The organism is Rhizobium sp. WYCCWR 11152 (genome assembly GCF_013087615.1).
In the GTDB taxonomy this organism is placed as follows: Bacteria; Pseudomonadota; Alphaproteobacteria; order Rhizobiales; family Rhizobiaceae; genus Rhizobium; species Rhizobium indicum.
This window is the reverse complement of the sequence record NZ_JABFCP010000002.1, coordinates 25,978-51,366: the sequence shown is the minus strand read 5'-3', so window position 1 is coordinate 51,366 and position 25,389 is coordinate 25,978. Positions and strand designations below refer to the sequence as shown.

24 protein-coding genes are annotated in these 25,389 nt (G+C 59.6%); 8 read left to right on the top strand and 16 right to left on the bottom strand.

Annotated elements, in window-relative coordinates; translation table 11 throughout:
• Positions 1-427 precede the first annotated feature (427 nt).
• The 10 genes from G9X67_RS00415 to G9X67_RS00370 form a co-directional block, all read right to left on the bottom strand.
• Entirely contained in the window at positions 428-1,252 is an 825-nt protein-coding gene (locus tag G9X67_RS00415) for a DUF4432 family protein (RefSeq protein WP_171597733.1), read from the bottom strand.
• Between the two features lie 16 nt (positions 1,253-1,268).
• Entirely contained in the window at positions 1,269-2,084 is an 816-nt protein-coding gene (locus G9X67_RS00410) for an inositol monophosphatase family protein (protein ID WP_171597955.1), read from the bottom strand.
• Positions 2,077-2,880 (bottom strand): glycerophosphodiester phosphodiesterase family protein, encoded by an 804-nt coding sequence (locus tag G9X67_RS00405; RefSeq protein ID WP_171597732.1) that lies wholly within the window; start codon positions 2,878-2,880, stop codon positions 2,077-2,079. The genes G9X67_RS00410 and G9X67_RS00405 overlap by 8 nt, the downstream gene beginning before the upstream one ends.
• Positions 2,881-2,894: 14 nt before the next feature.
• On the bottom strand, positions 2,895-3,713 hold the full coding sequence (locus G9X67_RS00400; RefSeq protein ID WP_171597731.1) for a glycerophosphodiester phosphodiesterase family protein: 819 nt from the start codon (positions 3,711-3,713) through the stop codon (positions 2,895-2,897).
• 187 nt (positions 3,714-3,900) lie between these two features.
• Positions 3,901-4,758 carry an ABC transporter permease gene (locus tag G9X67_RS00395; protein WP_171597730.1) on the bottom strand — a complete coding sequence of 286 codons (858 nt, stop codon included), beginning with the start codon at positions 4,756-4,758 and terminating at the stop codon, positions 3,901-3,903.
• Positions 4,748-5,677 carry an ABC transporter permease gene (locus G9X67_RS00390; protein WP_171597729.1) on the bottom strand — a complete coding sequence of 310 codons (930 nt, stop codon included), beginning with the start codon at positions 5,675-5,677 and terminating at the stop codon, positions 4,748-4,750. Before G9X67_RS00390 ends, G9X67_RS00395 begins: the two co-directional genes overlap by 11 nt.
• Positions 5,674-6,750, bottom strand: coding sequence for an oligopeptide/dipeptide ABC transporter ATP-binding protein (locus G9X67_RS00385; protein WP_246705328.1), 1,077 nt, complete (start codon positions 6,748-6,750; stop codon positions 5,674-5,676). The genes G9X67_RS00390 and G9X67_RS00385 overlap by 4 nt, the downstream gene beginning before the upstream one ends.
• Entirely contained in the window at positions 6,672-7,619 is a 948-nt protein-coding gene (locus G9X67_RS00380) for an ABC transporter ATP-binding protein (protein WP_246705327.1), read from the bottom strand. Before G9X67_RS00380 ends, G9X67_RS00385 begins: the two co-directional genes overlap by 79 nt.
• 59 nt (positions 7,620-7,678) lie before the next feature.
• The gene (locus tag G9X67_RS00375) at positions 7,679-9,250 is read right to left on the bottom strand and encodes an ABC transporter substrate-binding protein (protein WP_171597728.1); all 1,572 of its coding nucleotides are present in this window, start codon (positions 9,248-9,250) and stop codon (positions 7,679-7,681) included.
• 55 nt (positions 9,251-9,305) lie between these two features.
• Positions 9,306-10,079 carry a DeoR/GlpR family DNA-binding transcription regulator gene (locus tag G9X67_RS00370; RefSeq protein WP_246705326.1) on the bottom strand — a complete coding sequence of 258 codons (774 nt, stop codon included), beginning with the start codon at positions 10,077-10,079 and terminating at the stop codon, positions 9,306-9,308.
• Positions 10,080-11,009: 930 nt separating this feature from the next.
• Here G9X67_RS00370 and G9X67_RS00365 point away from each other — a divergent pair.
• Positions 11,010-12,326, top strand: coding sequence for a hypothetical protein (locus G9X67_RS00365; RefSeq protein ID WP_171597726.1), 1,317 nt, complete (start codon positions 11,010-11,012; stop codon positions 12,324-12,326).
• Positions 12,314-12,718 (top strand): SMI1/KNR4 family protein, encoded by a 405-nt coding sequence (locus G9X67_RS00360; RefSeq protein ID WP_171597725.1) that lies wholly within the window; start codon positions 12,314-12,316, stop codon positions 12,716-12,718. Before G9X67_RS00365 ends, G9X67_RS00360 begins: the two co-directional genes overlap by 13 nt.
• A gap of 187 nt (positions 12,719-12,905) precedes the next feature.
• Here G9X67_RS00360 and G9X67_RS00355 read toward each other — a convergent pair whose 3' ends face one another.
• Complete coding sequence (locus G9X67_RS00355; RefSeq protein ID WP_171597724.1) at positions 12,906-13,853, bottom strand: DMT family transporter; 948 nt, start codon at positions 13,851-13,853, stop codon at positions 12,906-12,908.
• A gap of 85 nt (positions 13,854-13,938) precedes the next feature.
• Between G9X67_RS00355 and G9X67_RS00350 the strand changes: the two genes are divergently transcribed.
• Positions 13,939-14,418: an Lrp/AsnC family transcriptional regulator gene (locus tag G9X67_RS00350; protein WP_164047958.1), complete on the top strand. Its 480-nt coding sequence runs from the start codon at positions 13,939-13,941 to the stop codon at positions 14,416-14,418.
• A gap of 332 nt (positions 14,419-14,750) precedes the next feature.
• Here G9X67_RS00350 and G9X67_RS00345 read toward each other — a convergent pair whose 3' ends face one another.
• Together G9X67_RS00345 and ligD are read right to left on the bottom strand one after the other, a co-directional pair.
• Complete coding sequence (locus tag G9X67_RS00345; RefSeq protein WP_171597723.1) at positions 14,751-15,524, bottom strand: SOS response-associated peptidase; 774 nt, start codon at positions 15,522-15,524, stop codon at positions 14,751-14,753.
• A gap of 63 nt (positions 15,525-15,587) precedes the next feature.
• Positions 15,588-16,649: a non-homologous end-joining DNA ligase gene (gene ligD, locus G9X67_RS00340; protein WP_171597722.1), complete on the bottom strand. Its 1,062-nt coding sequence runs from the start codon at positions 16,647-16,649 to the stop codon at positions 15,588-15,590.
• Positions 16,650-16,931: 282 nt separating this feature from the next.
• Between ligD and G9X67_RS00335 the strand changes: the two genes are divergently transcribed.
• From G9X67_RS00335 to G9X67_RS00325, 3 genes are read left to right on the top strand one after another with little or no spacing between them, the layout of a single operon-like run.
• Positions 16,932-17,690 (top strand): ImuA family protein, encoded by a 759-nt coding sequence (locus tag G9X67_RS00335; RefSeq protein WP_171597721.1) that lies wholly within the window; start codon positions 16,932-16,934, stop codon positions 17,688-17,690.
• Entirely contained in the window at positions 17,605-19,122 is a 1,518-nt protein-coding gene (locus G9X67_RS00330; RefSeq protein ID WP_171597720.1) for a DNA polymerase Y family protein, read from the top strand. Before G9X67_RS00335 ends, G9X67_RS00330 begins: the two co-directional genes overlap by 86 nt.
• Positions 19,119-22,385 (top strand): error-prone DNA polymerase, encoded by a 3,267-nt coding sequence (locus G9X67_RS00325; RefSeq protein WP_171597719.1) that lies wholly within the window; start codon positions 19,119-19,121, stop codon positions 22,383-22,385. Before G9X67_RS00330 ends, G9X67_RS00325 begins: the two co-directional genes overlap by 4 nt.
• A gap of 395 nt (positions 22,386-22,780) precedes the next feature.
• Here the strand turns inward: G9X67_RS00325 and G9X67_RS00320 are convergent, their stop codons facing one another.
• Entirely contained in the window at positions 22,781-23,122 is a 342-nt protein-coding gene (locus G9X67_RS00320; RefSeq protein WP_171597718.1) for a hypothetical protein, read from the bottom strand.
• Between the two features lie 216 nt (positions 23,123-23,338).
• Between G9X67_RS00320 and G9X67_RS00315 the strand changes: the two genes are divergently transcribed.
• Both G9X67_RS00315 and G9X67_RS00310 read left to right on the top strand, forming a co-directional pair.
• The gene (locus G9X67_RS00315; protein ID WP_077976707.1) at positions 23,339-23,728 is read left to right on the top strand and encodes a hypothetical protein; all 390 of its coding nucleotides are present in this window, start codon (positions 23,339-23,341) and stop codon (positions 23,726-23,728) included.
• Positions 23,725-24,150 (top strand): RES domain-containing protein, encoded by a 426-nt coding sequence (locus tag G9X67_RS00310; protein WP_171597717.1) that lies wholly within the window; start codon positions 23,725-23,727, stop codon positions 24,148-24,150. Before G9X67_RS00315 ends, G9X67_RS00310 begins: the two co-directional genes overlap by 4 nt.
• A gap of 37 nt (positions 24,151-24,187) precedes the next feature.
• Here G9X67_RS00310 and G9X67_RS00305 read toward each other — a convergent pair whose 3' ends face one another.
• Positions 24,188-24,589, bottom strand: a complete 402-nt coding sequence (locus tag G9X67_RS00305; RefSeq protein ID WP_348649077.1) for an Ohr family peroxiredoxin — start codon at positions 24,587-24,589, stop codon at positions 24,188-24,190.
• Positions 24,590-24,693: 104 nt separating this feature from the next.
• Complete coding sequence (locus tag G9X67_RS00300; RefSeq protein ID WP_138331076.1) at positions 24,694-25,368, bottom strand: VOC family protein; 675 nt, start codon at positions 25,366-25,368, stop codon at positions 24,694-24,696.
• Positions 25,369-25,389 lie beyond the last annotated feature (21 nt).

Below are 25,389 nucleotides of genomic sequence, written 5' to 3'. Positions count from 1 at the left end.
GTTACGCAGCAAAGGCTTCCTTTTCGGCAGCTGGCGAAAGTGAGCGGTAGGTCGGCGTTCGAACTGGTTCAAGAGCTACGGTTCTATGTCGATACAGAGACATGATTCTGTGAAGGCCAGACATCTGAACGTGGGAAACAGTATCCGCCTCGCGACAACCGCTAGCCAACAACCTGAGACGAACGGAAATGGAGAGATTTTCAGAGCATCGATCCGAGATCGATTGTCATCCAATACTCGGCGGTGTCTCCTGCTCCTAAAGTCAGTGAACCATTTTTCGGCTCCCCTTCCGGCTCAAATTGCCGCGTCGGCTCGAGCGCCAGAGCATACACGCCGGACTGATAAGCTCTCCAGATGCCGAAGCTCGGTAGAGCCTCACGGGAAAACGAGAGGCGGGCGCGTACTCCTCCAAGCAAGGCACTGTTGCTTAATTCAACGGACGCCTGCGGCAATCGCAAACGACAGGCGTCTCCTGAAAATAGTCCACGAAGTCGGCCGTTGGACGCTTGTGCCCGCCGTTGAACGCTGCGACAACGTCGCGGCTCAGATCGCCCGCGAGTTGCGTTGACTCGTCGAGGAATGGGTAGCCGAAGTTCACGTGATAGAGGATCGCATGCGGCGTGGGCCGGAATCCTTGGTTTTCGACCACATCGTTGAGGCGGATAGCGTTGCCGAACACATCGATTTCTACGCGCCGGCGAAGAAGAAGGTTCTCTCCGAACACTGAACTCTGCCTGACGACGCCCTCTGCCCAGATGACGGGATCGCTTGCGCTCCAGTTGACCCCATAACCCGAAAGCCTCGCCCGCTGGCTGGAAATCCTCCCATGCAGCGGATTGAAAACTGCCTTGCGATGTTTGTGGATAAAGTGGCTGGCATCGCTCCGTTTCGCTCCGCCTATATGATCAAGGCCGCAAGTGACGATGAAGCCATCGAAGTTCCTGTAGAAGCCGACGCCGTCTTCCGCATCGATCGAATTCGGCGGCCAAGGCAAGCCGTTCGCACTGTTCCACCCGATGTTGATTCCGCGCCATGTTGCACTCGCAATATCGAAACCTCGATCCACCGCGACCTCAAATCCAATGCCGCTTGCGTTTCGAACAACGAGCAGCCGCTGTCCTCTCCCTGGGCCGTCTTCCATCTGCAACAGCCGAATGTCCGCGACACCCCTGCCGTCTACAGTGCGCTGTCGCAATTCCGCCGGCGGCAGTGCCCGAGCGGCCCGGAGATCTCTTTCAGCGCCGCCAGTCATGGGAGTTCCTTCGGCATCAGGCTACCGACACCTTCTGCAGCAAAGGGCGTACCTTTTGCAGGAACTCTTCGCTACCGCAGGCGAACCGCAGCTTTGCCTGGAGTTCGGTACGATCCCAGTCGATTGTATGGGAGACACCGAGATTGGCGAGAATGGGCAGTCCGGCCATCACATCCCAGGTCGAGTCCCCGAGCGCCACGTAGCCGTCGGTCTCGCCCATCGCGACTTCGATCAGCGAGAGGGTCGACGATCCGCAGCAGCGGAAACTGATGCGCAACTCGTCGGAAATATAGCGTACGACCTCCAAGCGATCTTCGGTGGCGATCGAAGGGTGCAGGCCGATCCCCGCGGAGGCCTGCGAGAGATCGAGAGCAGGCAGAGCCGGCATCGGCTTGCCGTTGAGCCGGGTTTCGACAGTCTCCCCACCCATTAACATCAGGTCCCGGACAGGAGCATAAATCACGCCAAAGACCGGCCGGCGGTGTTCGTAGAGGCCGATCGATATCGCCCAGTTCTGGCCACCACGGACAAAATTGAACGTCCCATCGATCGGGTCGATGACCCAGGTCCGACCGGAAGCACCCGCGATTTCGCCGCCCTCTTCGCCGTAGACGGCGTCATCCGGAAACGCGTGATGCAAGCTGGCAATCAGGAACTCCTCAACTTGCCTGTCAGCTTTGGTCACGAGGTCGAGGTGCCCCTTCTTCTCGACCGGCAGACTGGCCAAGGACCGAAAGTGGGTGAGGGCGAGTTCACCAGCTTTGCGAGCAATCTCCTCGAGGACTGCCTCGACCGTTCGCTCGGTCGGCTCGGAAATATGCAAATCAGCCATGAGCTTCGTCCCGAAGCCTTGCGACCTGCGCCACATCGTCACTGATGAGCTGATCCAGTTGGCCTTCGCGGATCCATTGAACCACATCGGCCTCGATGTCGACACCATACTCCTTCAGGTTTTTCAGCCGTTCCGGGCGCGGTACATGCAGGAAGGCAGCGATACCGCCGTCATGAAGCTGGAGTGCCTCACCGCTCGGGAAGTGATAGATCTCAAGATTGATGGCATCGAGGTTCGCCTCGCGCGCAATCGCCACCGGGTCGATCAGGCGCGAGTGCGACAGGCCGACGGTGGGCACTTCCGGTATCGCCTTTTTCAGCGCCCTCAGTTGAACGAAGTCGAAGGAGGAGAACTGCAGAAGATCGGCGCAGCCAAGTTCGTCAATGAGCGCCCGCAGTTTTGGGAAAAACACGTCGTCGCGATCATAGGTCTTGAGTTCGAGCTGATAGATGATGCCAAGTTCACGAGCGAACTGCAGCGCCTCCTTCAGAAGTGGAATACGCTCTCCTGCAAACTCCTCACCGAACCACCGGCCGGCGTCGAGAGCGGCAATCTCGGAGTAGGTCATGTTGCGGATGAGGCCGTGACCGTTTGTGGTGCGGTCTAAGGTTTCATCGTGGATGAGGACGAGTTCACCGTCGCTGGTGATCCGCAGATCCGTCTCGCAGGTAACGCCTCGTCCTTCAAACTGATGGGCTTTTTGGAATGCTGCGAAGGTATTTTCCGGTGCACCTGCGCTATGCCCCCGGTGGCCGGCGAGACGCATCGCCGCCGATGTCGTTCTGAGTGGATTCATGTCTTTTTCCTTTTCTAGGACAGGCGCGACACGCCCAAACCACAGCGCGTAACAAAATCGACACTCCAGCCGACATCGTCGCAGACCAGCATGTCGATCAGTCCCGCGCGCAGATGGGCGCCAAGCTCTTCAAAATAGTCGACGCCATAGCCGCGCCTGATCGCGAAGAATTCCGGCGGCGGGACGTAATGGCTGACGGTAACGTTGGCGGCGTGAAGACCCTCGGCTATATCGGCTGTAAACTGCGGATAGTCGGTGTTCATGACGTCCATCGATGCAGAGTGTGCGGTTGCGGCCGGGTCGACCAGGCGATGATAGTTGATGCCCATCGTGCGGATGCCGGGTGCAATGCTTTTGATGTCGCGCAAAGCCACGTAATCGAACGAACTGACCAGCACCCGTTCGAACATTTGGGCGTCCTTCAGCAGTCGGACTACCTGCTCCAGGTAGGCCGTGCCCTCGAACTTGTCCTTGATCTCGATGATCAAGCCGAGGCCGAGGTCTCGGCAATATGCAAGAATGTCTTCGAACGGCTCGATCGGTTGGCCCTCGATCGGCATGCCGTTGCGGGCCCGGGTCCGAAACTGTGCGATCTGTGCATAGTCGAGTTGCGAGATGATGCCTGTGCCTGTCGATGCATTGTCGAGAATGTCATCGTGAAACACGATAAGCAGACCGTCTCGCGTCATGCGCAGATCGATCTCGCAAAGTGATGCGCCAAGTTTGGCGGCGCGGCGCAATGCCGGGAGGCTGTTCTCGTGTCCGTCGACAACATGCCCGCGATGGCCACAAACGAGAATGTGTCCGGAGCGCGAAGGGAGGAGCTCAAACATCAGGACTGCCTATCTGAGAGAGCGTTCAAGTTTGTCGCAACCGCCGGAAATGGTTCAATCCACAGAGAAGCGGAGATGATAGCCCAGCCGCCTGAAGCAATTGGCTCGGGCGAGACGATTTGCAGTTGGACGTCGATGTCGAGAAGGCGGGGTACGAATTCGAGCAGTCGGTACATCTTTTCTCTTTCTAACGCAGACGGGCGTCGAAACGGTCGCGCAGATAGTCGCCAAGCAAGCTGATGGATAAGGTGGTGAGCACGATCATCAGTCCGGGAAGAGCTGTGAGCCACCACGCGATCGCCAGATAGTTCCGGCCGTCGGCGACCATGAGCCCAAGGCTGGTGGCAGGCGGCTGGATTCCGAGGCCAAGGAAGCTCAATCCGCTCTCCAGGAGAATGATCTCGGGAAAATTCACCGTAAGTTGGACGATGAGTGGACCTGCGATATTCGGCAGAATGTAACGCAGGTATATGCGCAGGGACGGAATGCCGACGATGCGAGCCGCCTCCGCGTATCCCTCTTGGTTGGCGCTCAGCACGAGCCCACGACTGAGCCGCGCATAGCGCTCCCAATTCGCGACGCCCACGAGGAACACGAAAAGCAGCGGGCTTGATCCAAAGAATGCCAGCACCCCGAGCGCAATGATGATGAAGGGCACAGACGACACGGCGTCGGCGAAACCCATGATCAGATTATCGATCCAGCCATGGAAGTGTGCGGCCAGGAAGCCGAGGCTGGTACCGATGACTGCGCAGATCAACGATCCAATGAACGCGATCATTAGCGTCGTCTGCGTCGCGATCAGCAGGTTGCTGAGCACATCTCTTCCGAGATAGTCCGTCCCGAACAGGTGGCTTGCAAGGGTACCTGGCGGCGCGAACCGCGATATCGGCGCCTGTTGCAGATAATTGTAAGGCGCCACCCAATGTGCCGTCACGCCGATGAACACGACCGCGACGATCCATGCTGCGCATAGACAGATACTGACCGGCACTTTTGGCGTCACGGGTCCGGCCCTGCGCAATTTGACAGCGTTATCTTTCATTGCTTTGAAGCCTGATCTTCGGGTTGAGGACGGCGTAGAGGATATCGACGATCAGGTTGATCGTGACCATGAAGGCGGTGAAAAGAATGATCATTGCCTGCACCACGTTGAGGTCGCCGGAACTTGTAGCGCGAACGAAACCGCTGCCCAGCCCCGGCCAACCGAACACGGGCTCGATTAGAGCCGCACCTCCGAGCAAACCGCCGGCGATGAAGCCCAGCATCGTGACCATCGGGATCGCCGCGTTCGGAAGCGCGTGGCGCAGGATGATATCCCATTCCGGCACGCCGTCGGCACGAGCCGCGGCGATATAGGGCTGCCCCAGCACGTCGATCAGCGTCGAGCGAGTAAATCGCGCAACGCCGGCCGCATTGAAGAGGGCGAACGTCGCGATCGGCAGGATCGCATGTTTGAAGGTGGAGCTTCCTGAACTCGGCAAGACCCGCAGCCAGACCGCGAATATGAAGATCAACGCAAGTCCGAGCAGAAAATTCGGAACGCTATATCCAAGAACCGCGCCTGCCATGACTGCTTTGTCGGAAGCAGTATCGCGCCGTACCGCGGCGAGAATTCCCGCGGGGATACCGATGAGCATGCTCAGCACGAAGGCTGATACGGTGACCAACAGAGTTTTCGGGACGCGCTCGGCAATGACCGCGAATACCTCGCGGCCGTCGGCAAAGGACGTCCCGAAATCACCCCGGATCGCGTGACTCCAGTAAATGAGAAACTGTTCCAGAATGGACTTGTCCAGCCCCCAGTTAATGCGAAACGCCGCCAGTGCCTCTGGCGTCGCGACATCGGAGAGAATCTGTTCGGCCGGATCGCCGCTCAACCGCAGAACGATGAAGACGAAGGTTACGGTGAGGAAGAGGACCACAAGGGCTCGAACAGTTCGTGCGAGGATGAAGCTCATCATTGCGCGATCTCCCTCTGCGGGACGATTTCGCGTGGAAGTTCCTCAGCGCGGTGACAGGCCACCTTTTGGTCGCCAGCCTGGCGAAGCGCCGGCGTTTCGGAAACGCATCGGTCGATGGCGAACGGACAGCGCGACCGGAAGGAGCATCCTTTTGCGAGCGTGCTGAAATCGAGCTCACCCTGGATGGGTGGTTCCACGTTTCGAACGCGCGGGTCCATCGTCGGCACCGACGCAAGCAATGCCCTCGTGTACGGATGACGAGGCCAGGCGTAGACGGACCTTATGTCTCCTGTTTCGACGACACGTCCGAGATACATGACGGCGATGCGATCAACCAGGTGCCGGACAATGCGCAGGTCATGCGTTATGAAGACATAGGCAAGGTCCAGTTCCTGCCAAAGCGATCTCAGGATCGAGACCACCTGCGCCTGAACCGATACATCCAGGGCCGACACGGCCTCGTCGAACACAACAAGCTTCGGGCCGAGGACCAGGGCACGCGCGATGACGACGCGCTGGCGCTGGCCCCCAGACATCTGATGGGGGAAACGGCCCATCATTCCAGTCGGAAGCCCGACCCGCTCGAGCATGGCGGCGGCGCGATCGCGGGCTCCCGCGCGATCGGCCACATGATGTACCCAGACGGCCTCCGCCACCTGCTCGCCAATCGTCATTTGAGGGTTCAGAGCAGACAATGGGTTCTGCTGCACCAGGGAGGTCTGCATCCGAAACTTCGACCAGTCTCGTGAGGTGCGTTCCTTATGGGGTACTCCTTCGAACCGGACCTCACCCACCGTCGGAGGCGTGAGACCGAGCAGAAGCCGGCCGAGCGTCGACTTGCCACTGCCGGATTCGCCGACCATGCCGATGCGCTCCCGTTTGGCGAGATCCAGATCGACTGAATCCACCGCCACCTGATTGGATGCCTTTGCGAACAGTCCGGATTTCAACCGGAAGACCTTGGTCAGGCCACGGGCTTGAAGGAGAGGGGTACTCATGCGCTCACCGGATGATAGCACCAGGCCTGATGAAGGGGGCCGACGCTTGCGGGACCGGGAAAGCTGGCTGTGCATCTGTCGCTCGCACGCGGGCAGCGCGGATGATAGTAGCATCCTGCCGGAAGGTTCTCGAGAAGCGGAACCGATCCGGGGATAGGGACCGGCGGCTCAAGGTCGTCGGGATCAATGGTCGGCATGCAGTCGATCAAAGCGCGGGCATATGGATGCGCTGCACGCTCCAGCAAGTCGACCACGGGGGCCGTCTCGACGATCTTGCCACAGTACATGACCGCCGCGCGATCCGCCAATCGCGCGATGACTCCCAGATCGTGCGATACGATCAACAAAGCCATGCCCGTTTCCGATCTCAGTTCCTCGAGCAGGTGAAGGATCTGAGCCTGTGTCGTGACATCGAGCGCCGTTGTCGGTTCATCGGCAATGAGCAACGCAGGCTTGGCAGCCAGAGCATGCGCGATCATAACGCGTTGGTTCATGCCACCCGAGAATTGGTGGGGATAGGAGCGCAGGCGGCTCTTTGCCTGGTCGATGCCTACGCGCTCAAGCAGCCGCATCGCTTCCAGCCGCGCGTCATTACCCCGCAGCCCCTGATGGCGGCTGAGGCTGGATTCCAGGTAATAGCCGATCGTGTGAACAGGATTGAGGCTACTCGTGGGATCCTGAAAGATCATTGCGATCGTTCGATCCTTTCGTTTGCCGGAGCCGCGACCGTCACTGGCCAGTGTTATTGTCCCACCGGTTTGAGCTACCGCGCGCGGCAATGCCTTGGCGATCGCATAACAGGTCATGCTCTTGCCGCAACCGGATTCGCCCACCAGCCCGAGCGTCTGCCCGGCGCTTAGCGAAAAGCTGATTCCATCGATAATTCTTGCTGCTCGCCCCGGCACCTGAACCACCAGATCGCAAACCGTCAAAAGATCTGACAACTGCTGTTCCTCCCAAAGACGGCGCATACTCCAATGCGCCGCCATTCGCCTGGTGACCCTCAGCCGAAGATGAGGTTGTTTGCCCGCAATTCCATCGTTTCGAAGCTCACCGGCTTCCAGTGCACATCCTTGCGTGCGCCGTAGACATCGAATGGCTGATAAAGAATGACAGCCGGCGCCTCGTCCTCGAAGATATCGCGCATGCGGTTGAAGGCGTCGAACCGTTCCTCGCCGTCAGGCAATTGCGATACCTTCACGGCCAGTTCGTTGAATTCGGCCGGCGCCTTCCAGCCCCACCGCTTTTGCACTCCACCCTGGGGTCCAAACTCGGAGACGATGGTGTTCAGGGCGTCAGTCAAGGACAGGCCATTCGACCAGTTCCTGATCCAGACATTCTCGTCCTTTGCCGTCGTCCCGGGAGCGTAGATTTCCGGGACGACATTGACGCCAATCTCCTTCCACATCTCGATCATCATCATCAGTGCGGGGACCGCATTGGCGTAGTAGTTGCCCATTGTGCGATAGGGAATTGGCGTCCCGTCGTAGCCGCTTTCCTTCACGAGGCGCTTGGCCTCCTGGACATCGTGTTCCATCGGCCGCCGTTTGGGATCGAAGGTGGCTCCGTAATGGGGGAAGTTGAAGCCGTTGGGGATCGAGGCCAAATTCTTCCACAGGGACTCGACCATGACAGGCCGGTTGACGGCAAGCGCCATTGCGCGCCGGAGCGCCTTTGCCTTGAAGACTGGCTGGTTCATATTGAATGTGAACATGTGGAAGTTTTCGATCAACGTGCCGCGGGTTTCCAGATCGGAATAGCCGTTGATGAGTGCCATGTCGTCCGGCGTCAGCGTCGTGACAATATCGTATTCGCCGCTGATCAGCCCGGCAACGCGCGTCGCCGGCTCCGCAACGACCTGGTACGTGATTTTGGATGCAGTCGGCTTGTCACCCCAATACCCATCATTGGCTTCGAGAACCACACGGTCGCCCGCGACGAACTCGACGAATTTATAAGGGCCCGTGCCAATCGGCTTGTTGCCGAACGCGACCGCCCCAAGTCCCTCGTAATATTCTTTGGGAACGATGCGGCCGACCCAGGAGGCCACAATCTTTTCGATCAGATAGGAGGGTGTCTTGGTGCGCAGGACGACGGTGTATTTGTCCTCCACCACCGGTTCGTCCCAATCCGGCGAGAAGTTGCGGCCGTTTGGAATGGTCTTGATCGCCTCGTCGCCCCACAACCGCCCAGATGAGAACGTGTAGGCGACGTCGTCCGCGGTCATCTCCAAACCATTATGGAACTTGACGTTCTTGCGCAGATTGAAGCGCACAGACTTGTCATCAAGGCGTTTCCAGCTCTCGGCCAGAGCGGGCACCAGTTCGGTGCTGTTTCCAGGCGCCCCGTTGTGGAACCAATCTCGTGCGATAAGGGTGTCGAAAATCTGGGCAACAATACGAACCCCGGTATTGCTGATCGCGTTGACGGGCTCCAGCGAACCGGGCAGGCCATTCACCCCGATGCGTAGCTCGCGCAGCTCCTGGCCAAATGCTAGTTTGACGCCAGACGTCGATGCCAGCACTGCCGCTGCACTCACGCCGATCATGAAGTTTCTGCGATTACTTCTGAGCATTGTTCTCTCCCTGCCTTGTTTGAATGCTGTTGGTGGGTAGCGGATACGTCGGACCCTAGTTCGCGATGACGAACTTCTTCCGCAGTTTCTCGTGCACATTATCGATGATGCTCTTGGCGCCGGCGTCCGTGATGATCACGCCTACGTCCTCGATTTTCGCGACGACCGAGAGGCTTGACCTTGTGAACTTCGAGTGGTCCGCCACGACGATGACCCGCCTCGACACCTCGATCATGGCCTGCTCGACACTCGCGTTCTGAGGCGATCCCGTGCAGATCAACCCGCGATCCAGGTCGATCGAAGCGGCGTTGAGGATCAGTTTGTCCACGTTGAATTGCCGGATGAAATGCTCTGCCAGCGGACCCCGGAAGGACCGGTTCGTGTCGGCGTACTCTCCTCCGACCGTATAGACGCTCTTCGCCGCGCCGCGGATCAGTTCGGCGATAATGTCTGCGCCGTTCGATATGAGGGTGAGCTCTGTGCGCCCCACCAGCAGTTTCGCAACCTCCAGTGCCGTCGTGCCGGCATCCAGGAGAACAGCGTCTCCATCGGCAATCATGCCCGCGGCTGTCGCCGCGATTGCCGCCTTCTCTGCCTGGTGGGACACGGCACGAACCGCATTGCTAGGATCCAGCGCCACCTGATTGATGCTGACTGCACCACCATGCGTCCTGCGCAAAAGCCCGGCCTCTTCGAGTTCACCGAGGTCTCTACGGGCCGTTGCGACCGAGACTTGAAAGCGTTCCGTCAGCGAACGGATGTCGAGGAAAAGCTCCTCACGTAACAGCTCGACAATTTTTGCCTGTCGGTCCTCAGCGGTGTTGAGCAAAGGCTTGTTCCTCTTCAAGAGATGACGTATATCGCTCATAACGAGCGAAATACATCTTTGTCAAGTGGATGGCGCATGAAGGTTTTATGACTGTTTAGCAAGGAATGTCGGCCAGAGTTGTCTCCTGTTGCTTTGTTTGAGACGTGGGGTCGTTTCGCATCGGCTCTTATGTTGATCGATATCGCTCACACATGAGTGACGTATGGAGCAGGAAGGCCAGATAGCGGGAGTCACAGGTGAATTGGTGCGCTTTGGCGCCGTCGGAATCTCGCCGGCCTGCCGGCAAGCAGCAAAAGAACACCTATTTAGGATCCTAGCCGCGAGAACCAATCGCCTTCGCTGTCTGGGTGCGAACATCGCCCGTGCGTCGGATATGTGGGATGAAGCCGGAGGCGAACAGGAGACGGGGCGTTGTCACGTTGTCTGGTCGTTTGGCAGTTAATCGAGAATGCGCCTTAGAGCAGCTCTTGACAGTTAAATTGAGACGGAACGCCCACATGCCGCACTGAACAATCCTGATTTAAGCTGTTGAAACTATTACGACTCACTGGACGTCGTTCGTTTCCCGCGAACGCCACGCCCGATTGTGCCCAGGTCTCGCGACCGGAATGAGCAAAGGGCGTTTCCATGCCCTCATGCGTCTGGTCGCCCTGGATCACCGGCCAGCCATAATATGGCCCTCTTGCACCAGGCAACCTTGCCGGCCAGGCTGTCGAGGTTCCTTAGGTCGTTGACGATTTTCCGTCCAGCGCGGGGCCCCAGAGGGATTCGGTAGCATGTCAGTCTCAATCGTAAGAATGCGGGGTCTTTCGCCGTGGACGACTGGGCGCCTTCCCCGCCACGCTGAGCCTCCAACCTCCCGCTACGTCATTGCCCTGTCTCCAACCCGTCCTATCTCTTGCGCGGGACGGTCAGCGAGAGAGGATGCGCATGCCGATAGACAATGCGAGATTGGCTCCGATGCAGCCGGGTGTATCTGTGGAGGAGCTGAAGGCGGCTTTGGGGACGAGCTGGAAGGAGCCGAGCCTACAGGCGGAAGGCCATCTGCATATCGACGAATTCGGCACGCGCATTACCGCCGATGGCAGGCTCGGCGAGGTTCATTTCCGCGCCCCCTTCGAACTTCCCCCTATCCATGGCGTCAGGATGGGAATGCCGGCCGAAGAGCTGCATCGGCTTTATCCCGGTGTCGAGCACATCTCGGACGAGCGGGAGAAATATGGCTGGACCATGCTGAAGACGAACCTGTCGGATACGCTCACGCTCGGCGTCGGCATCAGGGAGGATGTCGTCAGGATCATCAGTCTGACGGATCCGACGGCGGTCTATCCGGAGCGGCCCTATAAATATGCCGATGCCAGCCTCACCGAGGCCTATGACCTGACGATGACCGATCCTGTCGATCTCGCCCGCCGTCCCAATAGCGGCTGGTGCTACGGCCGCCCGCCGGGCATCGATGCCAGGAGATGGCCGGTCAGCACCACCAACGGTATGCCGCTTCGCCACGCCTTCACGGTGAAACTGCCGCCGCAATACCGCACGCTCGGCGATGAGTATGTGGCGATCTCGCTCTTCGTCGACGAACAATGGGAAACGCCGCCGGCAAGCAGAAATGTGGACACCGAAGGCGCGCGCCGGGCCGACCCGCGCCGCTTCGACATGGAATTCATGGACAACGACTACGTTCTCTTCTGGCTGACGGAAGAGGAGTTTGCAGCACCGCTCGGCGCACCGCCGGCCATCGAGGGCGCTCCTGTTCCCGGCTGGCTCTCGAAATCGCCGCTCGATTATTTCGGCGAATTCAACCTGCCGAAAACGGTGGCCGAGCAGCAGGCGAAAAGCGTCTTTTCGCCCGGCGGACTTGCCGTCAACCAGCTTCTGGCGGCCGCGCGGCCTGCGAGGGGCTGGAAGAACCTGCCGGGAACAGAAGCGCTCGACTACGGTTGGCCGATCGAGATCACCTTGCGCGAGGGCGACCCGAATGTCGGAAAGCCAGCACGCGAATTCAGGCACGAGAACGAGTTCAGCGGCTATATCGCCGCTTATTCGGAAGAAGGCCAGGCATTGGGGCTGGAGCGCTTTCAAGACTGGCACGCCCATCTCGGCGGCACGATGTTTCCGATGCAGGGTTATCCCGATTTCTCGCCCTTCTACATCGAGATCTCGGAGATCTTCGGCGGCTTCAATTTCGGCGACGGTGTCGCCCAGATCGACCTCAAGGAGATGAAGCTCGAATGGGCCTGCTGATGCTGGAGAAATTTGAAGGTGGCTGCCAGTTGCCGGGCGCAAGTCCGGCTGAAATCGCGGCCTGCGAGGCGAAACTGAAGATTATCCTGCCGGCGGAGATCAAGGCCTTCCTTGCCGCCTCCAACGGCTTCAACGGAGAGGTCGGCCAAGGTTATCTGGTCCTGTGGAGTGCGGCGGAACTCTCCGGGGCTGACGGCTACGAGATCTTCGAACTCCGCGACGACCAGCTGCTGATCGGTTCGAATGGCGGCCCGACCGCCTATGGGTTCGTCAAGGGCGACTATATTTCCATCCCCTTCGTCTTTGCCGGAAACTGGCTGAATGAAGTGCGTGTTCTCGGCCGCTCTTTCGAGGAGTTCATCGAGGCGATTGAGCGCGGCGAGGGCTGGTAAGGCCATTTGCCTGGCGGTCCGGGTTGCGGCTAATATTGACTCATGTCGCAAAAGAGCATCCGAGGCGTCACCTTCTGGTATGAGGCACCGACGCCCCATAACTGCCCGCTCTGAGGCGAGTCTCCAAGCCAAGAGAATTTGGAAGGCCGCTGCACATCCCGCCAGTCGCGAGCTAGCGTCGCAGAAGTCAAACTTGTGCGACTGAATTTTGCGACAAACTGGACGGCGCACGCGGCTTGCTGAAAACTGCGATGGCGGAGCAGACGCCGGCGACCTGCATGGTCGCTCCGATCGCCTCGGTGGGAGATGGAAGCCGGCCCTCGAACATGAAACCATAGGCAAGGCCGAAGACCGTTTCGGCAACGATGAGCTGGGCGGCAAGCGCCAGCGGCAGGCGACGGGAGGCGACCGCCCAGCACCAGGTCGCGAACCAGGAGCCGGCCAGTCCCATCACCAGCGCCCATACGACAAAGCGAGTGGCTTCTGAAACGGAAACCGTATCCGCGAGGTCGAACGAGGCCAAGGGCAACAGGAGAAGGCTTCCGATTGCCGCGCCGATGCCTTGCAGTCCTGTCCATTGCAGACCGTTCGGCGCGGTCGCTGACCGCATGACAGCCGCATTCGCTAGCCCGTAGGCAATCCAGATCGCCAGCGCCGCTGAGCTAGCGAGAACGCCGAGCAAAATTGACTCTGTATCCGCAACGTCGGCCGCGCTGACCGTCGCGGCGTTCACGATCGCCACGCCGATCGCGATCAGTGCCAAGGGCAGCGCGAGAGCTTTCCATGGTGCGGAGCGGTCCCTGATGTTGGCGATGATCGCCAGGAACACCGGCATGGTGCCGATGATGACAGGCGGCACGGCAGCACCGGCGAGCTGGACGGCAAAGGCCACGCTGATGAAATACCCGACATACCCTGCGCCGCCGAGTAACAGGCCGATCAGAAGTCTCGAGCGAGCAATGCCGATGGGCCGGAACCGTCGATCAGCCATGAGCATCAGGCAGGCTAGGCCGAAGATGCAATAGCGGGCAATCGTCAAATCCCAGGCCGTGAACGGCGTGACGGCGCGCGGGGCGACGAAGGTGAGGCCCCAAAGGGCGCAGGTGGTGAGGCCAGCGATGATGCCGAGCAGCATGATGTTCTCCTGTGGGAGTAATCATGCAACGCGATCCATCCGATTTATATGGAGTTGCCAGAGCAATTCCTGTAGTTTTCCTGTTATGTCGAAGGCAAAAGCCCCTCAAAACCTTCAAGTTGCGAAATCAACGCTGGACGCGACGGACGCCCAGATTCTTGGTGCGCTCGATTCCGATGCCCGCTTGTCGATGAGCGAGCTTGCCCGCCTTGTCGGCATGTCGGCACCGAGCGTGTCGGAGCGCGTTCGCCGGCTTGAAGCCGGCGGCGTCATCCGAGGCTTCACCGTCGATGTGGACACGCGCGCCATCGGCTACCAGATCAGGGCGATGGTGCGCATCCGGCCGCTCCCCGGCAAACTCCACCTCGTCGAACGGCTCATTCAGGAGCGTCCGGAATTTGTCGAATGCGACAAGATCACCGGCGATGATCCATTCCTTGCTCGTCTGGTAGTCCATACGATCGAGCAGATGGACGACGTCCTCGAAGTGCTCTCAGAACACGCCGTCACCAGCACGGCCGTCATCAAGGGAACGTCCGTCAAACGACGCTTGCCGCCCCTGTAGCAAAAATCAGGATTTCTGCGAATGCCGGGCAGACGTCAGTAATGGTCGAAATAGCACAGGATCGATGTTGCATTGCAGCATGTGCATAGCTGCACTGTGATATGAGCGCTGGCGGTCGGGGCAACCTCTGATACTTTTGGATCAACGAAGCAATGCACCTCCTCCCGCAGAGCTTCGTGATTCAGGCGACCCGTTCCTCCTCCAGGGGCGCTTGGCGGAACAACAGCACTCCTCCTCCCAGCCGTTGTTCAATTTTTTGCAAAAGCCTGCCGCACCTCCTCCCGCGGCAGGCTTTTTCGTTTTTCGATACATTCAAACTCTGAGTTCAGGCGTCAAAGCAGACTGCCCTGTTCCACCGACTCCCCGGATTTGGACACAATCGTGGATCCGTACGGTTCGCGGGACGAGATGATGAGCGCATCATTCGGTAACGGACGGGCCAGCTCCTTGGCCTCTTCCCAAGGCGCCCGCATCCAAGTGTCCGTCTCTTCCTTCGTCAGCAACAGGACCGGCATGGCCTTCTCATGGATCGGCTTCACTAGGTCGTTTGGATTCGTGGTCAAAAACCCATAGAGGTCGTCGGTGGTCAGGCCGTCCCTGACCTTTCGCACACTCTGCCATTGCCGCACATGGAGACCGGCAAAGAACATCAGCGGCTTAGTTTCGTCGCGGGCGAACCAGGCGTTCGGTACGTTGCCGCCTTGCTCTTGACTGGCCGGATCCGGTTCCGCGAAACTGGTGACCGGAACGAGACATCGATTTTCGACGCCAAACCATCGTTTCCAGTGCGGAAAACTCAGCGTGCGCACGTTGGTCGTGCCGCGGTCGGCCTCCATGCGGATCAGTTCCTCGAGATCGAATGCCTTGCCCTTGGCCGCAAGTTTCTCGGCCTTGGCTTTGGCCGCCTTCTCAAGCGCGAAGCGCGGCGAGGGCAATCCCCAGCGCGCATGGACCAGTTGCTTCTTCCCGTCGGCGGTGTTGCGGACGATCGGCCCCATCTGATCGGGGTTCATCTGGTAGGCAGGCATCAGGTTGATCAGGCTTTCGGCATCCTGGGCCCACTTGGCAACCCAATCCTTGTCTTCCATGCGATAAAGATTGCACATTGCAGGCCATCTACTCCGCTTGAGCTCGAATGGCGGACAATCTAGCGGATCACGCCGGTTTCGCTAGTCGAGCCGGAAGACCTCGGCATTGTCCTGCCGTTCTCGCAGGCCTTTGTAGGATGGATGACGTAGTTTCCCGTCCGACGTCCAGGCGCGAAACTCGATCTCGGCGATCAGGGTTGGTTCGACCCAGGCAATTTCGACACTTCCGGAATAGGGTAGGGGCGGCTGCTTTCGCTTCCATCGCAGCGTGTCCAGCATCTTCCGCAACCTGATGATCTCGGCTTGCCTGAAGCCCGTGCCGACGCTTCCGACGTGGACGAGATCGCCATCGCGGTAGGCGGCAAGCACCAACGAGCCGAAGCCGGTAGGGGACGCTGCCGACTTCTCATAGCCAACAATGAAGAAAGCTTCGCTCTGGACGCATTTGACTTTCACCCAATCCCCGGTCCTGCCAGAACGATAGTGCCGATCGAGGTGCTTGCCGACGATGCCTTCCAGGCCGAGGCGGCAGACATGCTCCAAAAGGACATTTGGTTCGCCGTCGAGTGTTTCCGATAGCCTGACGGCGCCGACCTGGTCATTCCTTGGGCCGTTTAATGTGTCCTCGAGAAGGTGTCGGCGCGACCGGTATTCGACATCACGCAGATCGTGGCCATCAAGGTAGATAAGATCGAAAGCGTAAAAGACGGCGTTGGAGGCACGATTACCAGCTTGTTTGCCGGATGCGCCCAGCGATTGCTGCAACAGCCCGAAATCCGGCTGCCCCTCTGCGTCGAGCACAACGGCCTCGCCATCGATGATCATCGTCGCCGGCCCGAGCGCTCGGGCGGCCTCTGCGATTGCCGGAAACCGATGCGTCCAGTCATGGCCGCCACGCGTGAGGATCCGGATCCCCTGCGGTTCGATATGAACAGCGAGCCGATAGCCATCCCATTTCAGCTCCCAGCTCCATTCGTTTCCCTTTGGGGGACGGGACATGAGTTGCGCCAGCGCAGGCTCGACACGCTCAGGCATGGGATCGAACAGCAGCTGCGGTTGGGCTGGATTGCGCTTGCCTCGCGGCCGGGAACGGATCGGGGCCTCGCTGCGAAGGAGGGGTTTTGATCTCGGAGGCTTCTTCATCGCCCCAGTTCAGCAGAAAAATCTTAAAGACACTGTGACGATGCCGACTTGTGCCCGCAATTCACACAAAGGGATTAGCGCTCGCAAACGCTCGGAAAAAAATCCGCCGCCCGCTATTGGGCTGATTCCCATAGGTATTCTGCTGATTTCTAATGTTCAGGATAATATTCCCATCCCTCCGGTTGCTTGACTCTTCGGGTCCTTCGGAACAGATACAGAACATCTGCATTTGAACGACATGAAGTCGAAACTCCAACACGGCCTTCAAGGGACGCGTGAATGATGACTGCTGCCCGCAACCGGGTAATTACCGATCTACGAGACCGCATCGCCTCCCTCGAGGGCGGTTCGACGAGGAAGGTTGGCTGCCTTGCTTTTGGGGTTTCCGAAATAGACGCGGTGCTTCCGGGCGGCGGGCTCGCCTATGGCGCCCTACACGAATTCGCCGGTGGCGGGTCCGGAACGGTCGATGGTGCTGCCGCTGCCCTCTGCGTGGCGGGGATCGCGGCGCGCACGAAGGGACAGATCCTTTGGTGCATGACGCGTCCGGACCTGTTTTTCCCGGCGCTGGCTTTGGCGGGTCTTCATCCCGATCGCGTGGTCTTTGCCGAAGCCGATAAGGAAGAAGATGTCCTGGCGACAATGGAGGAAGGTCTTGGTTACGGTGGCCTGGGCGCCGTGGTCGGTGAACTCGTCCGTCTTCCCATGACCGCCTCGCGCCGGCTTCAGCTTGCGGCTGAGAAGACCGGAACGATTGGGCTGGTCGTGCGGCGATGGCGGCGGCAGACGGAGGCATCGGATTTCGGCCAGCCGACGGCGTCAACATCAAGGTGGCGCGTCAGCGTACTGCCATCGGAAGAACTGCCGGTTCCAGGCGTCGGCCGGCCGCGATGGCTCCTAGAACTGATGAGAGTGAAGGCGGGTGAGTGCGCAGAGTTTATCGTAGGAGCGTGCGATGCCACGGGTCGTATCCATTTATCTTCCGGATCTGGCGATCGACAGGATCAGACGAGCCGACGGCGCGGGAATGCTGGCCGCTGAGCGGCCGCTTGTCGTCGTCGCGAAGAGTGGTTCCAAACGCTGGATCGCGGCGGCTGATGAAACAGCCCGATCGGCGGGCCTTCATATTGGCATGCCGGCTGCCAAGGCGCAGGCCATCGTGCAGGGCCTACAGATGGTCGACGCCGATCCGATCGCAGACGGTGCGGCCCTCGAACGCCTGACGCTCTGGGCGTTGACGCACTACACGCCGATTGTCGCAATGGATGCGCCCGACGGCATCGTCATGGACACCGAAGGCGCCGATCATCTCCAGGGCGGCGAGGACCTGATGCTATCCGGCATCGTCAATCGCTTCCGTGCTAAGGGGTTGACCGCGCGGGTTGCTATTGCCGACAGCTGGGGTGCGGCGCATGCGCTGGCACGGGTGAGCCCGCGCGATACTGTGATCGCTGCGCGGGGCGAGACGTCACGTTTCGTCGAGCGGCTGCCGGTATCATCATTACGATTGCCCGCGGAAACTATCGTAGGCCTGCGGACCCTCGGGTTTCAGACGATCGGCGAGCTTTCGGCCACACCGCGCGCGCCGCTTGCCCTTCGCTTCGGTCCTGAAATCGGCCGTCGTCTCGACCAGATATATGGGCGGTTGCCGGAGCCGATCGATCCGATCCGTCCAATGGATGTCATCGAGGTCAGCCGCGCCTTCGCCGAGCCGATCGGCGCGCCCGAGACCATCGCCAAATACGTCTCGCGGCTTGTCGTTGAACTCTGCCAAGTGCTCCAGCAGAAGGGCCTCGGCGTTCGCCGCGCAGACCTTCTCGTCCACAAGGTCGACAATACCATGCAGGCGATCCGTGCTGGAACGGCGAAGCCCGCACGCAATGTGGCCTGGCTGACGAAGCTCTTCAAAGACCGGATCGAGAAGATCGAGCCTGGCTTCGGGATCGAGAAGCTCTCGCTGGTGGCTGTCATCGCCGAACCGCTCACTGAAGTGCAGAAAGCGTCCTCCCTGATCGAGGAGGAGATCGTTGATATCGCGCCGCTGATCGACGTGATCGGCAATCGCGGGCAGCGTGTCTATCGCTTGGCGCCTGTGGCGAGCGACGTGCCCGAGCGCAGCGTCAAGCGCGTGAGTGCGGTTGCCGAGGAGACCGGTACGTCATGGACCTTGCACTGGCCTCGACCCGTTCGCCTCCTCTCCCGCCCGGAGCTCATCGAGGTGATCGCGCTCCTGCCGGATCATCCACCCGTGTCGATGACCTGGCGCGGCAAGCGCCGGCGGGTGAAACGCGCCGACGGTCCAGAGCGGATTTTCGGCGAGTGGTGGACGAGGGGCTCCGAGTTCGACGCGGTGCGCGATTATTTCGTGATCGAAGACGAGGGCGGTGAACGGTTCTGGATCTTCAGGTCGGGCGATGGCATCGACGCGGCGACTGGCTCGCATAAATGGTTCCTGCACGGGATTTTCGCATGAGATATGCCGAGCTCCAGGTCACGACACATTTCTCATTCCTGCGCGGGGCATCGTCGGCGGATGAGCTGTTTGCGACCGCCAGGGCGCTCGGCATCGAGGCGCTCGGCGTCGTCGACAGAAACTCGCTCGCCGGCATCGTCCGGGCTCTCGAGGCGTCCCGCGCCACAGGCGTTCGCCTCGTGGTCGGTTGCCGTCTCGATTTGCAGGACGGCATGTCGATCCTGGTCTATCCGACCGATCGTGCTGCCTATTCGCGCTTGACCCGTTTGCTGACGCTCGGCAAGGGCAGGGGTGGCAAAGCCAACTGCATCCTGCATCTCGACGACCTTGCCCTCTATGCCGAAGGCCTGATCGGCATACTGGTTCCCGATCTGCCCGACGAGACCTGCGCGGTGCAACTCAGAAAGATGGCGGAGATGTTCGGGGACCGGGCCTATCTCGCTCTTTCCCTTCGCCGGCGGCCGAACGACCAGATGCGGCTGCATGAGTTGTCGAACATGGCAACACGTTTCAAGGTGAAGACCGTTGTGACGAATGACGTTCTTTTCCACGAACCGTCGCGCCGTCAGCTGCAGGACGTCGTCACCTGTATTCGCACCAGAACCACGATCGATGACGTCGGTTTCGAGAGGGAGCGCCATGCGGATCGATTCCTCAAACCGCCCGAAGAGATGCAGCGGCTGTTCCCCCGTTACCCGGAAGCATTGGCCAGGACGACGGAAATCGCCGATCGCTGTCGGTTCTCGCTCGAGCAACTCACCTATCAGTACCCCGAAGAAGCCATCGTCCCAGGCAAGGACGCGCAAGCGTCTCTCGAGCATTATGTCTGGGAATGCGCGCCTGCGCGGTATCCGGAAGGTCTGCCGGACAACGTTCTAAAAATCATCCGCCATGAGCTCGACCTCATCGGGGCCATGAAATACGCGCCCTACTTCCTGACCGTGTTCTCGATCGTCCGATACGCCCGCAGCCAGGGCATCCTCTGCCAGGGGCGGGGATCTGCCGCAAACTCGGCCGTCTGTTACATTCTCGGCATCACCTCCATCGACCCGGAGACGAACGACCTGCTCTTTGAGCGCTTCGTTTCCCAGGAGCGCGACGAGCCGCCGGATATCGACGTCGACTTCGAGCATGAGCGCCGCGAGGAAGTCATTCAGTGGATCTACAAGACCTACACGCATCAGAAGGCGGCACTCTGCGCGACCGTGACCCGATATCGTGCAAAAGGTGCGATCCGTGATGTCGGCAAGGCACTCGGTCTTCCGGAGGATATGATCAAGGCTCTGTCATCGGGCATGTGGTCCTGGTCCGCCGAGCTGGTCGGCGATCGGAACCTGCGGGAACTCAACCTCAATCCCGACGACCGCCGCCTCGCATTGACGCTGAAACTTGCGCAGCAGCTGATGGGGGCCCCGCGGCATCTGGGCCAGCATCCAGGTGGATTCGTGTTGACGCATGATCGGCTCGACGATCTCGTCCCCATCGAGCCGGCATCAATGGCCGACCGTCAGGTGATCGAATGGGACAAGGATGATGTCGAAGCCCTGAAGTTCATGAAGGTCGATGTTCTTGCGTTGGGGATGCTGACCTGCATGGCAAAAGCATTCAAGCTGATTGAGGAGCATAAGGGCGAAACGATCGATCTCGCAAACATCGAACAGGAGGATTCCGCGACCTATGCGATGATCCGCAAGGCCGACACGCTCGGCGCCTTCCAGATCGAAAGCCGGGCTCAGATGGCGATGTTGCCGCGGCTGAGGCCGCGGACCTTCTACGATCTCGTCATCCAGGTGGCGATCGTCCGGCCTGGACCAATACAGGGTGACATGGTGCATCCGTACCTGCGCCGTCGCGAAGGCAAGGAACCGGTCGTCTATCCGACGCCCGAACTGGAAGCGGTGCTTGGAAAGACACTCGGCGTGCCTCTCTTCCAGGAGTCAGCCATGAAGGTGGCGATGGTCTGCGCCGGCTTTACCGGCGGCGAGGCCGATCAGCTTCGCAAATCGATGGCCACGTTCAAGTTCACCGGCGGCGTCTCAAAGTTCAAGGACAAGCTGGTCTCCGGCATGGTGAAGAATGGATATTCGCCGGAGTTTGCTGAAAAGACCTTTTCGCAGCTTGAAGGTTTCGGCTCCTACGGATTTCCGGAAAGCCACGCTGCGAGCTTCGCACTCATTGCTTATGCCTCCAGCTATGTGAAATGCCATTACGCCGACGCGTTCTGTGCAGCCTTGATCAACAGCCAACCGATGGGTTTCTATGCTGTCGCCCAGATCGTCGGCGACGCCCGCAACCACGGTGTGGAGATCCGGCCGGTTTGTATCAACCGCTCTCGCTGGGACTGCACGCTCGAGCCGGTAGTGGGTGACGAGCGCCGCCATGCCGTCCGCCTGGGGATGCGTCTGGTCCGTGGCCTGGCCGCAGTCGATGCAGCACGCATCGTGGCGGCCCGCGCCGATCAGCCGTTCGACAGCGTCGATGACATGTGGCGGCGCGCGAGCGTTCCGGCAGCATCGTTGGTCGAACTGGCGGAGGCCGATGCCTTTCTGCCATCGCTCGAACTTCAGCGACGGGATGCACTGTGGGCGATCAAAGCTTTGCGCGACGAGCCACTGCCGCTCTTTGTTGCTGCGGCCGAGCGAGAAATTAGGACGATAGCCGAGCAGCAGGAGCCCGATGTCCAACTCCGGCAGATGACCGATGGGCACAACGTCATCCAGGACTACAGCCATACCGGCCTGACACTGCGCGAGCACCCGATCGCCTTCCTACGCAAGGACCTTGCTGCACGAAGCATCGTCACCTGCGGTGAAGCCATGTCTGGCCGCGATGGCCGTTGGTTGATGACCGCCGGCCTGGTTCTCGTCCGTCAGATGCCGGGTTCGGCCAAGGGTGTGATGTTTCTGACGATCGAGGACGAGACCGGTCCGGCGAACATTGTCGTGTGGCCAAAGCTCTTCGAGCGACGCCGGCGCGTCGTTCTGGGATCGAGCATGATGGCTATCAACGGTCGAATCCAGCGGGAAGGGGAGGTCGTGCATCTCATCGCCCAGCAAATTTTCGATTTCTCGGGCGACCTATCCGCCTTGGCCGATCGTGACGGGGAGTTCAAGCTGCCGACGGGCCGGGGCGACGAGTTTGCCCACGGATCGCCGGGCAGCTCGGATTCGCGGGATCGGGCACCGGCGGTCAAGCCGAGGGATATTTTCATTCCGGACCTGCACATCGATACGCTGAAGGTCAAGGCCAGGAATTTTCATTAAGGAATCCGGCGCGGCTGCTCTCTTTGATGCAGAGTTCCGCGCTCGGTTCCGCTCAAGGCATTCGACATTGGAGCGGGTTCAAATCTCGCGGACGGCGCAGGTGTTGATATCTTGACCTTGGCTTCTCTTTGAGGAACAGAGAAATGAGATTGACTTCCTCCGAGCTCATCCTCGCAGCGGTGTGCGAATGAACCCAGATCGGAAGAAGATTTCGCGCAACATCTATATTGATGGAATTTTCCTTCGGTGACAGGCGCGGGATCGCGGTAGTAGCGTTACTAATGTGGCGCGTCTTATCCGAGCCTGCGCATCGGCATTACAGCTCTCTAGGAACGGTGGCATATGCGAAGAAGCGAGGTTGGTCAGGATCTAGAGTCTCTCGCCTTTGACTTTCTCTACTTTTTCGCGCGTTTCGAATATGCGCTCCCATCGGCTACCTCAAGAGAACGGAGCCTGGTCAGCCCGCTGAAGCTGGATGGAGACAATTTCGAAAGCGATGGGAAAGTGAGTATAAAATCAGTGAAGCCGCTGCGGCTTTGATCGCGGCTAACCCGAGAAAGCAGATCGTCGGCGACGACGGATCGCTGGCTTTTCGACCGGTCGCGTTTCCTGCTGGCACATCTGAGCTTGGGCAGGTCATCGGCCTTTGCCAGACCGTGCGGAACAATCTCTTTCACGGTGGGAAGCAGCAACGACGGCTTTGATAGTCCGGAGCGCACGAAAATGTTGCTTTCCATTGTTCTCGTCGTCCTCGAGGAGCTGGCCAGGGCTTTCGATCTTGGTCCCGACTATACCGGCTACTACTAAACGGTGCAGTTGAGTGAATCGCTGCTGGTGCTAGCCATGCCGAGGGGATCGCGCTCGAAAGCGCAGTTCGAGAAGCTCCTTGTAAAAAAACTTGATGTGCGCAAATATGTGCATATATTGTGCATGAAAGTGAGCGGAGATTGGATATGGCACAGGCTCAGGCAGCACATCCTTACGCAGTCGTTTCGGGGTTTGTCGATAGCCTTCAGGAGCCGCGGACACCTTATATTTCGCCGTCGCGCCTGTCGAAGGCGCTAGGCGTCAAGGTGGCGAACCTCGCGGAATTGACCGGCGTTCACCGTAACACCTTGCGCAATCCGTCCTCCGAGCGCCTGCAGGGCAGGATGCGGGAAATGATCAAGGCAATCTCGGCAGCAGCGGAACTGAGCGGCGATCTTCAGAAGGCAATTTATTGGTACCGAAACGAACCGATTGCCGACTATGGTCATCACACAGCGGCAGAGCTTGTTGCCGATGGTGAGATCGAGGCTGTGTTGGCGTATATCCGGGACCTGGAGAATGGAGCGCGCGGGTGAAAATCACCCGCATTGGCCCGGACGCGGTCTTTCATCGCTACCTGACACCAAAATGGGCATTTCTTCCGATCAGCGGAGCCGGCGCCGCCATTGATGGCGGCCGCTTCAATCGCCCCGGTGTGGAGGCTCTCTATCTTTCCGGGGCACCCCAGACCGCGCTCGAGGAATACCGACAGGGCGCGAGCATTACGCCGCCGGCTACGCTTGCCGCGTACAAGATCACGCTTGGCGAGGTCGCCGACCTTTCGGAAGGATTCGATCCGCTTCATTGGGATGAAGCTTGGGCTCAATGGGACTGGGCATGGCGAAAGATCGCCCGGATCGACAACAAGCTGCCTCCGTCCTGGAAGCTGGCTGACGAGGTCATTTCGGCAGGCTGTCGGGGGCTTCTTTTTCCATCACTACGTCGTCGGCCCCTTTAGGTCATGGCATTCCGAAACCGCGACGGGTGCGACCGCATCAGTCCAGATCGACCGCCACAGCCAGACCGCGACCAATCGTGTTTGAGAACGGGCAAAGTCGCCGTGCCTCCGCCGTCAAAACCTGTGCCATGGCCCTCTCGATGCCCGGCAACCTGACGCGCAGCCGGACGGACAGGGAGTAGCCATCGGGTTCAATTTCTATTCCGACTTCGCCTTGAATGCTGACTTCGCCTGCAAAAGCTACATTCCTATTGAAGGCGGCAAGCGCGATCGCGCTCGCGAAGGACGCCGACCACCCGGCTGAAAGAAGCTGCTCAGGGTTCGTGCCTATTCGAGGCGAGCCAGGCGCGGAAAATCTGATGTCGAGGACCCCATCCGAGCTGCGTGCGACACCGCTTTCGCGACCGCCGATCGTGTCAGTCATCGCAGTGTAGATCACCCTTTGAGTGTTGCTCACCGGTATTCCCAGTCGGTCAGCGTCATCGACCCATCGTGGAACGATGCGCCGCGTGAGGCTGACCTCACCTTTCACGATTTGTGAAGTTACGATGGAGGCGCGCCTCCGGCCTGCTCCTGCACGATATATTCGGCATACCAGTCCGGCCAGTTGACGTCGTATTCGCCTCCGGTGGCCTTTTCGTGCAGACCGTGTGCGGCGCCTGCACGGCGAAGCGTGGCTGCGAGCTCGGCCGCCGAATTGAAGGTTGTGGCCGCAGCTTCAATCCGCCCTGGCTGACGCGTTGTGATTTCCTGGAACAGCCAGCGATTGCCATCGGGATCCTTGAATGAGGCGAATGAACGATAGCTGCGACCATCTGGATCCCTGCCTGCAGCCCTGAGGCTGCCGAAGAGGTAGTGCTCGTCCTCGCCGACATAGACACCGGCAGCATCATGAAAGACCTCACTGATCTCCAATCCCTCTGCCAGCACCTTGTCGCGGACCGCGACGATGTCGGACACGATCAGGTATAGCCCTTGAGCGGAGCCGGGTGCCGCCGACGTCACGTTTTTTCCGAATATCACCGAGCAACCAGAGCCAGGTGGAGTGAATTGCAGCACCCGGAAATCGCCGACGTCGGACGCGTAATCGGCATCGAGCCGCCAACCGAGCTTTGCGTAGAACGTCTTCGCTCGATCGACGTCGGAAACCGGCAACACGACGATCTCCAGCTTCATGTCCATTCTTGTACTGGTTGCTGCTGCATGGTTGTCACTCATTTTCCGTCTCCTTATGGGGCC

What these genes read in the sequence shown, in the direction of transcription:
- G9X67_RS00415 (WP_171597733.1), bottom strand. Translation starts at nt 1,252, where the DNA reads ATGACTGGCGGCGCTGAAAGAGATCTCCGGGCCGCTCGGGCACTGCCG.
- G9X67_RS00410 (WP_171597955.1), bottom strand. Translation starts at nt 2,084, where the DNA reads ATGGCTGATTTGCATATTTCCGAGCCGACCGAGCGAACGGTCGAGGCA.
- G9X67_RS00405 (WP_171597732.1), bottom strand. Translation starts at nt 2,880, where the DNA reads ATGAATCCACTCAGAACGACATCGGCGGCGATGCGTCTCGCCGGCCAC.
- G9X67_RS00400 (WP_171597731.1), bottom strand. Translation starts at nt 3,713, where the DNA reads ATGTTTGAGCTCCTCCCTTCGCGCTCCGGACACATTCTCGTTTGTGGC.
- G9X67_RS00395 (WP_171597730.1), bottom strand. Translation starts at nt 4,758, where the DNA reads ATGAAAGATAACGCTGTCAAATTGCGCAGGGCCGGACCCGTGACGCCA.
- G9X67_RS00390 (WP_171597729.1), bottom strand. Translation starts at nt 5,677, where the DNA reads ATGATGAGCTTCATCCTCGCACGAACTGTTCGAGCCCTTGTGGTCCTC.
- G9X67_RS00385 (WP_246705328.1), bottom strand. Translation starts at nt 6,750, where the DNA reads ATGCACAGCCAGCTTTCCCGGTCCCGCAAGCGTCGGCCCCCTTCATCA.
- G9X67_RS00375 (WP_171597728.1), bottom strand. Translation starts at nt 9,250, where the DNA reads ATGCTCAGAAGTAATCGCAGAAACTTCATGATCGGCGTGAGTGCAGCG.
- G9X67_RS00365 (WP_171597726.1), top strand. Translation starts at nt 11,010, where the DNA reads ATGCCGATAGACAATGCGAGATTGGCTCCGATGCAGCCGGGTGTATCT.
- G9X67_RS00360 (WP_171597725.1), top strand. Translation starts at nt 12,314, where the DNA reads ATGGGCCTGCTGATGCTGGAGAAATTTGAAGGTGGCTGCCAGTTGCCG.
- G9X67_RS00355 (WP_171597724.1), bottom strand. Translation starts at nt 13,853, where the DNA reads ATGCTGCTCGGCATCATCGCTGGCCTCACCACCTGCGCCCTTTGGGGC.
- G9X67_RS00350 (WP_164047958.1), top strand. Translation starts at nt 13,939, where the DNA reads ATGTCGAAGGCAAAAGCCCCTCAAAACCTTCAAGTTGCGAAATCAACG.
- G9X67_RS00345 (WP_171597723.1), bottom strand. Translation starts at nt 15,524, where the DNA reads ATGTGCAATCTTTATCGCATGGAAGACAAGGATTGGGTTGCCAAGTGG.
- ligD (WP_171597722.1), bottom strand. Translation starts at nt 16,649, where the DNA reads ATGAAGAAGCCTCCGAGATCAAAACCCCTCCTTCGCAGCGAGGCCCCG.
- G9X67_RS00335 (WP_171597721.1), top strand. Translation starts at nt 16,932, where the DNA reads ATGACTGCTGCCCGCAACCGGGTAATTACCGATCTACGAGACCGCATC.
- G9X67_RS00330 (WP_171597720.1), top strand. Translation starts at nt 17,605, where the DNA reads ATGCCACGGGTCGTATCCATTTATCTTCCGGATCTGGCGATCGACAGG.
- G9X67_RS00325 (WP_171597719.1), top strand. Translation starts at nt 19,119, where the DNA reads ATGAGATATGCCGAGCTCCAGGTCACGACACATTTCTCATTCCTGCGC.
- G9X67_RS00320 (WP_171597718.1), bottom strand. Translation starts at nt 23,122, where the DNA reads ATGGAAAGCAACATTTTCGTGCGCTCCGGACTATCAAAGCCGTCGTTG.
- G9X67_RS00315 (WP_077976707.1), top strand. Translation starts at nt 23,339, where the DNA reads ATGGCACAGGCTCAGGCAGCACATCCTTACGCAGTCGTTTCGGGGTTT.
- G9X67_RS00300 (WP_138331076.1), bottom strand. Translation starts at nt 25,368, where the DNA reads ATGAGTGACAACCATGCAGCAGCAACCAGTACAAGAATGGACATGAAG.